This is a genomic window from [Clostridium] ultunense DSM 10521, assembly GCF_000511955.1.
Taxonomy (GTDB): Bacteria; Bacillota; Clostridia; order Tissierellales; family Tepidimicrobiaceae; genus Schnuerera; species Schnuerera ultunensis.
Map to the genome: position 1 here is coordinate 827545 of NZ_AZSU01000003.1, position 7282 is coordinate 834826.

General features: G+C 34.3%; 2 protein-coding genes, 1 pseudogene and 1 CRISPR repeat array. All 3 genes and pseudogenes read right to left on the bottom strand.

Going from position 1 to position 7282, the window contains the following annotated elements; genetic code table 11:
• Positions 1–60 precede the first annotated feature (60 nt).
• The gene (locus tag CUL_RS19940) at positions 61–345 is read right to left on the bottom strand and encodes a dihydroxyacetone kinase subunit DhaK (protein WP_269077325.1); all 285 of its coding nucleotides are present in this window, start codon (positions 343–345) and stop codon (positions 61–63) included.
• Positions 346–347: 2 nt separating this feature from the next.
• Positions 348–806, bottom strand: a pseudogene (locus CUL_RS19945) (dihydroxyacetone kinase subunit DhaK); the annotation flags it as partial.
• Positions 807–1203: 397 nt separating this feature from the next.
• The gene (locus CUL_RS0111265) at positions 1204–2502 is read right to left on the bottom strand and encodes an acetamidase/formamidase family protein (RefSeq protein ID WP_025641796.1); all 1299 of its coding nucleotides are present in this window, start codon (positions 2500–2502) and stop codon (positions 1204–1206) included.
• 171 nt (positions 2503–2673) lie between these two features.
• Positions 2674–7241: direct repeats of the CRISPR family, unit length 30 nt; unit sequence GTTTCAATTCCTCATAGGTAGTCTATAAAT.
• Positions 7242–7282: the final 41 nt, after the last annotated feature.

Sequence of the window (7282 nt, forward strand, 5' to 3'; positions counted from 1 at the left end):
GTCTAAAAACAGGAGTATCCACTTTGTTATCTAATAGTTCTTTTAACTCATTATCGAATTTCAATAATGTAATAAAACTCCCGCCATTTCTAAAGATGTCATATAGTTTCCCACTATGGTTTTATGTATTTTTATATCCTTGTCCTTTAGAAGTTTATGTACTTCATTGTTAACTATATACAATTCCATTAATGGTGTACCACCTAAACCATTGACCATTACTGCTACTTCGTCATCTTTTTCTAATTGTATATCCTCAAATATATTGTTCAGTAATATGGCAGTTATCTGGTCTGCTGTTTTTATCTTTTCTTTACGAATTCCTGGTTCCCCATGGATGCCCAAACCTATTTACATTTCATCTTCCCTATTTCAAAACTTGGTTTACCTACTGCTGGTACAATACAAAGGGTTAAGGACATTCCCATGGTTCTAATGTTTTTTATCGTTTTCTCTGCTACTCTTTTAACGTCCTTTAAATCTTGCCCCTTTTCTGCAGCTGCTCCTGCTATTTTATGTACTAATATGGTTCCTGCTATTCCCCTTCTTCCTACTGTATAGGTAGAATCTTCTACTGCTACATCATCATTAACTATAACTTGTTGAACCTCTATGCCTTCTATTTGTGCTAATTCTGCAGCCATTTCAAAGTTCATTATATCTCCAGAGTAATTCTTAATAATCAACAATACTCCCGCTCCACCATTTACTTCTTTTATCCCTTTAAGAATCTGTTCAGGTGTAGGAGATGTGAATACCTCTACCGCTACCGCTCCATCCAACATACCTAATCCTACAAAACCGCTATGAGCTGGTTCATGACCACTGCCTTCTCCACTTACTAAAGCAACTTTTCCTTTTACTGGCGAATTCTATCTAACCAATACATTGCTGTCTTTTATTCTTCTTAAGTATTCTGGATGGGCTTTTACCATCCCTTGGAGCATCTCTTCTACTACATTTTCACTCTTATTAATAATCTTTTTCAACGGATATCCCTCATTAAAGATTATGGCGTTCTCATACTTCTTTCAAATTCTAACTGCCATTATTATTCCAGCAGTATAATGGGTACTGCTATGTTTATAATATTACAGCAGTAGATATAAATATAACCTTTATTTTCAATAAAAGATAAAATATCGCCGATCTCCAGGGATTTTTCGGTACCGAAGATCGACGACAATTTTCTTGTTTTATTCATCAATATAAGCCATAATGTTCCTCAATTATCTCATAGAGCCCTGCCTTTTTCAAAGTATCAATTGGAGCTAAAAATGTTACTGTAACAGTTCCCGGTGCTCTTCCAATCTCTATAGCCCCATTTATTGTTGCTCTGTTCTTTACCTCTGGAACAGTTAAACCTAATACCTCCGAGGCTCTCTCTAGACCATTATCTATAGCTTCGTTTAAATTAACGCCTGTTCCAACGAAACTAATAGGAGCAGTTTTTTCTAATTCCTTAACTCCCCACTTTTTCCCTAATTCCGTTGCCATTTTCTTCTCTTCCACACTTATAGGTTTAGCTAAATAAGGAAGATCTTCTTCTAAAGGAATAATAATAGGTCCATCAATGTTTAAATTTTTTAACACCTTTACTTTTAGTATAACTACTGCAGATATATCAGCAGTATGTCCAGCTATTTCTCCGTCTCCTTGCATTGCATGGGCGTCTCCTACATAGACTCCTCCACCTTTAACTTTAACTGGTGCAATAAGTATAGACCCTTCTCTAACTTTATTAATATCCATATGACCATCGGTTTTGTGTTTTTTTAGTTCCTCTTCCGTTATTGCATATTCATGGGGAGCTCCAATTAAGAAGGAACCAAAATCTCCTGCATTATGAGAATCTGGTATAGGTATGGAAGGTGTAGTACCCAATTGGCCTAGAAAAGGTCTAAGTCTTGATACATTACCCACAATATCATGAGGTGCAAAGTTAACTATTGGGTTTTGAATTGAGTTGTCTGGAATACCCATATACTCTTTTGCATTTTTAGCAGCTTCATATGCACCTTCTTTATCTAATGTTATGCCCACCTTCTTATTCTCATCAAAAGCTATAGTATAACCATTAGTAAATTGGAAAGGTGATATCTCTTCATTGCAATTTTCACACCTAACGGATTCGTATCCTATTCCTTCTAATTTAGTTATAGGATTAATTGTACCGCAGCTAGGACATCTACCAGCAACAAAAGGATCTCCTATGAAGTTCTTATCTACAGTTTCATCGTTTCCAGAAGCAACAACTGATGAAATTGCCCTTATAGATTCAATATATATAGCAATTGCATCTCCTACTTCCGCTCCTTCAACAAAGACAGGTACCGTTACTTCATGACCACCTTTTAATTCTGGTGTTATCATAGGCCCCCAACAACCTGGAGCAGTATTAGCTACAATAGTTCCACCATCTTTAACAGGACCTAACATATTCTTATTTGGATCAAGAATACCATCGGTAAACTCATCAACAAAAATCGTTTGTTTAGCCAAAACAAATCCCCCTTTTCATTTTTACGATATTAAGCCTAATTTTTACTTTTTTACATATAATAGGCTCCCCAAATAAATATATACCCAACAATTAGTTAAATATTAGAATAGATTTTTTCCTCATAGATAGGTTATAAATCGTATTAGTAGATAATGGGTTTTTAGCAAGAGGTTTCAATTCCTCATAGGTAGTCTATAAATAATATGGGAGAGTTTTATCTGATGAAGAGAGAGAATGTTTCAATTCCTCATAGGTAGTCTATAAATATTGTATAAATATTTTGAATATATTGCAAAAAAATGTGTTTCAATTCCTCATAGGTAGTCTATAAATTCATTTATTAGGTTAGAGAAATCACTTGTGGATCTACGTTTCAATTCCTCATAGGTAGTCTATAAATCTACCTCATGATTTTGAGGGATATGGCACACAAATAAGTTTCAATTCCTCATAGGTAGTCTATAAATGCTATAGGCATGCTAGACTGGTAGGTGATTTATATGATGTTTCAATTCCTCATAGGTAGTCTATAAATGTGGTGATGACGAGTGAGAGAAAAGGAAAAACAAAGTTTCAATTCCTCATAGGTAGTCTATAAATAAGTTTGATTTTAATGGGCTTACAGCCTTTTAAAAAGTTTCAATTCCTCATAGGTAGTCTATAAATAAGGCACCTTGGTCCACCCGTACCCAATATCGTTATAAGTTTCAATTCCTCATAGGTAGTCTATAAATGGATCTTCGGCAAACCCCCAGTCGATTCCATGCCTAGTTTCAATTCCTCATAGGTAGTCTATAAATTTGTAATAATCATGGAAGGTACTCAAATGCCTAGTATGTTTCAATTCCTCATAGGTAGTCTATAAATTACCAAACGCCAATGCTGAAATAGTGGAAAAAGCTTAGTTTCAATTCCTCATAGGTAGTCTATAAATGGCACATTCTTTATCTCCATGCTCACTAGACTATCTTGTTTCAATTCCTCATAGGTAGTCTATAAATCAAATAGACTACAGGTTAGATGTTACAGAAAAAGATGTTTCAATTCCTCATAGGTAGTCTATAAATACGAAATGAGGGAGACTGTGCTAACAAGACGAGATTAGTTTCAATTCCTCATAGGTAGTCTATAAATAAGAGAAACAAGTTCAGAATCATGGCTAACATTCGAGGTTTCAATTCCTCATAGGTAGTCTATAAATTCGCTATGAAGAATGACAATATCATCCATATATCTAGTTTCAATTCCTCATAGGTAGTCTATAAATAATAGGAGATGCACATATCATCGAAACTACACCTGAGTTTCAATTCCTCATAGGTAGTCTATAAATGAAGACATATGCGACGAAGCAGTCCAGACCTATCTACCGTTTCAATTCCTCATAGGTAGTCTATAAATAATAATCTTTTATTCATGGCGACACTGGATATAGTCGTTTCAATTCCTCATAGGTAGTCTATAAATGATCTGTGTCTACAATTTTATCTTTATTTACTCCCGAGTTTCAATTCCTCATAGGTAGTCTATAAATGAAAATAGATGCTGAAATAACGAAAGCGGGGTTGAGAGTTTCAATTCCTCATAGGTAGTCTATAAATTCAAAGAAGAAGAATTGACGGTTTTGCCTCTCTACTGTTTCAATTCCTCATAGGTAGTCTATAAATTTAGAAAGCTACAAAACATAAACAGTATCAGAGGAAGTTTCAATTCCTCATAGGTAGTCTATAAATCATAACAACTTCCTGTTACCTTATTGTTCCTCCATATGTTTCAATTCCTCATAGGTAGTCTATAAATCTTTTTTACTTTCAGCTATGATGGTGTTTAGGTCGGGGTTTCAATTCCTCATAGGTAGTCTATAAATTATATAGTTGGAAATGCAGTTTGGAAAGAAGAAGGTGGTTTCAATTCCTCATAGGTAGTCTATAAATCTAGATGGGGAGATGGAACTAGGTCGAAAATATCACAGTTTCAATTCCTCATAGGTAGTCTATAAATAAGGCTATTCCTACGCCTATTCCTAGTATCAAAGATAGTTTCAATTCCTCATAGGTAGTCTATAAATTTGACTTCCTCGTATAAATCCTCTGGCATAACAAAAGTTTCAATTCCTCATAGGTAGTCTATAAATCTAACCCTAGCAACGTCGCTGTCTTTTCCATATTTCCGTTTCAATTCCTCATAGGTAGTCTATAAATGAGGTATTTGAAAGTTTTGAAATTCGACCATGTGTATGTTTCAATTCCTCATAGGTAGTCTATAAATTCACAGGCAGAGAAAAGAAAGAGGAAAAGAAAGAAAGTTTCAATTCCTCATAGGTAGTCTATAAATCTTTGAACTACAACAGAAAAATAAAACATTAGATGCTAGTTTCAATTCCTCATAGGTAGTCTATAAATGGCACGTGGATTTGGCTACATGGAGAAACATATCCAAGTTTCAATTCCTCATAGGTAGTCTATAAATATAAAGATTACGGTTGGATTGAATGCTATGGACCATCGTTTCAATTCCTCATAGGTAGTCTATAAATTAATGTCTATTAATGTACCTATAAAATCAACTTCTACGTTTCAATTCCTCATAGGTAGTCTATAAATGGAGAAAGCAGAGTCTATGACGGGACTATACTAGCGGGTTTCAATTCCTCATAGGTAGTCTATAAATGCTAAACTTCAGAGTAAGCCAACTAGAAGGGAGGGAGGTTTCAATTCCTCATAGGTAGTCTATAAATAAGAACAAAAAAGTATGAAGATGAAATTTATTTTGGTTTCAATTCCTCATAGGTAGTCTATAAATTCTTATACACATTATAGTGAAAGTTTGTTTGTGCTATGTTTCAATTCCTCATAGGTAGTCTATAAATGGAATAGAACAGCAGAGGCAGTAGCAAATTATACAGGGTTTCAATTCCTCATAGGTAGTCTATAAATGCTCCCTCTCCTGTTATTGGTCCTCCTATACCAGCACGTTTCAATTCCTCATAGGTAGTCTATAAATGCATGGTCTATATTACCAGCAGGTGGGTCAAGTGGGAGTTTCAATTCCTCATAGGTAGTCTATAAATTTGACGTATACAATGTATGCATGGTACAATAGAGGCGTTTCAATTCCTCATAGGTAGTCTATAAATTAGTTTTTAGTAGTTTCATTCATGTTGCTACCCCCTGTTTCAATTCCTCATAGGTAGTCTATAAATATACGAAGAAGGTAAATTTGATTGGTCGGGAGGGAATGTTTCAATTCCTCATAGGTAGTCTATAAATCTTGCAATGGATATATCTATATAACAGCAACAAAAAAGTTTCAATTCCTCATAGGTAGTCTATAAATGTTTTCCCAGCCTACGTTGCGATATCCTGTTTGATTAGTTTCAATTCCTCATAGGTAGTCTATAAATGAACTGACCAACTACCTACTGATGAGGCAGGTCAAAGTTTCAATTCCTCATAGGTAGTCTATAAATAAAGAAAACTTAATCAATAGAAAACAGTACAAGGCAGGTTTCAATTCCTCATAGGTAGTCTATAAATTTGGATTGGGGGAAGGAATCATGACTATAGGAGAAATAAGTTTCAATTCCTCATAGGTAGTCTATAAATTATCAGAACTCACCAAACGGACATAAACGAGGTACAAGTTTCAATTCCTCATAGGTAGTCTATAAATCCTCTGCCTTCTAATACACTTCTGCCACGATATTTAGTTTCAATTCCTCATAGGTAGTCTATAAATTCAAACATATCATCTGTCCAAGTCCAAGGGATTGGGGTTTCAATTCCTCATAGGTAGTCTATAAATTTTATAGCACTCTTAGTTTCATCATCTAGCACCACAGTTTCAATTCCTCATAGGTAGTCTATAAATGAAAACTCGGTATTTGGCTCTCCATATACTACAAAAGTTTCAATTCCTCATAGGTAGTCTATAAATAAATAATAGACATAAGGGAAATCCCAGAACTGGAAAAGTTTCAATTCCTCATAGGTAGTCTATAAATGAAGAAATTAGAAAAGCAGAACAAACAATTGAAGTTTGTTTCAATTCCTCATAGGTAGTCTATAAATAAGAAATATGGCTTTGCCACAAACAAAGGAATGATATCGTTTCAATTCCTCATAGGTAGTCTATAAATGATTCAATTTCTCATCTACTACATATACGCATATGTAGGTTTCAATTCCTCATAGGTAGTCTATAAATTAAACCTCTCTTCTTGTCTTTTCCTCATTTTTTCATGTTTCAATTCCTCATAGGTAGTCTATAAATGTTTTTTGATACTAAAACAGCACCTGTAGATAACCCGTTTCAATTCCTCATAGGTAGTCTATAAATTAATTGCCATGAGTGATGAAGGAGATGCAACTTTTGGTTTCAATTCCTCATAGGTAGTCTATAAATACATATACTATAATAATAGGACTATAAAAACTGTCCCGTTTCAATTCCTCATAGGTAGTCTATAAATTTGAAGTAATAGACGGTAAAATAAGATTAAACCATCAGTTTCAATTCCTCATAGGTAGTCTATAAATTGATATATATTTCCCCGTCGAACTTTTCTTTCCTTCTGTTTCAATTCCTCATAGGTAGTCTATAAATTTTATAGTCCTATTATTATAGTATATGTTTAACATTGTTTCAATTCCTCATAGGTAGTCTATAAATAAAAACGGTTCCTTTTCTAGAAAAACGGTTCCTTTTAGTTTCAATTCCTCATAGGTAGTCTATAAATCCAGCTTCTACTTTGTATCCTTCCTTGTATTGCCACGTTTC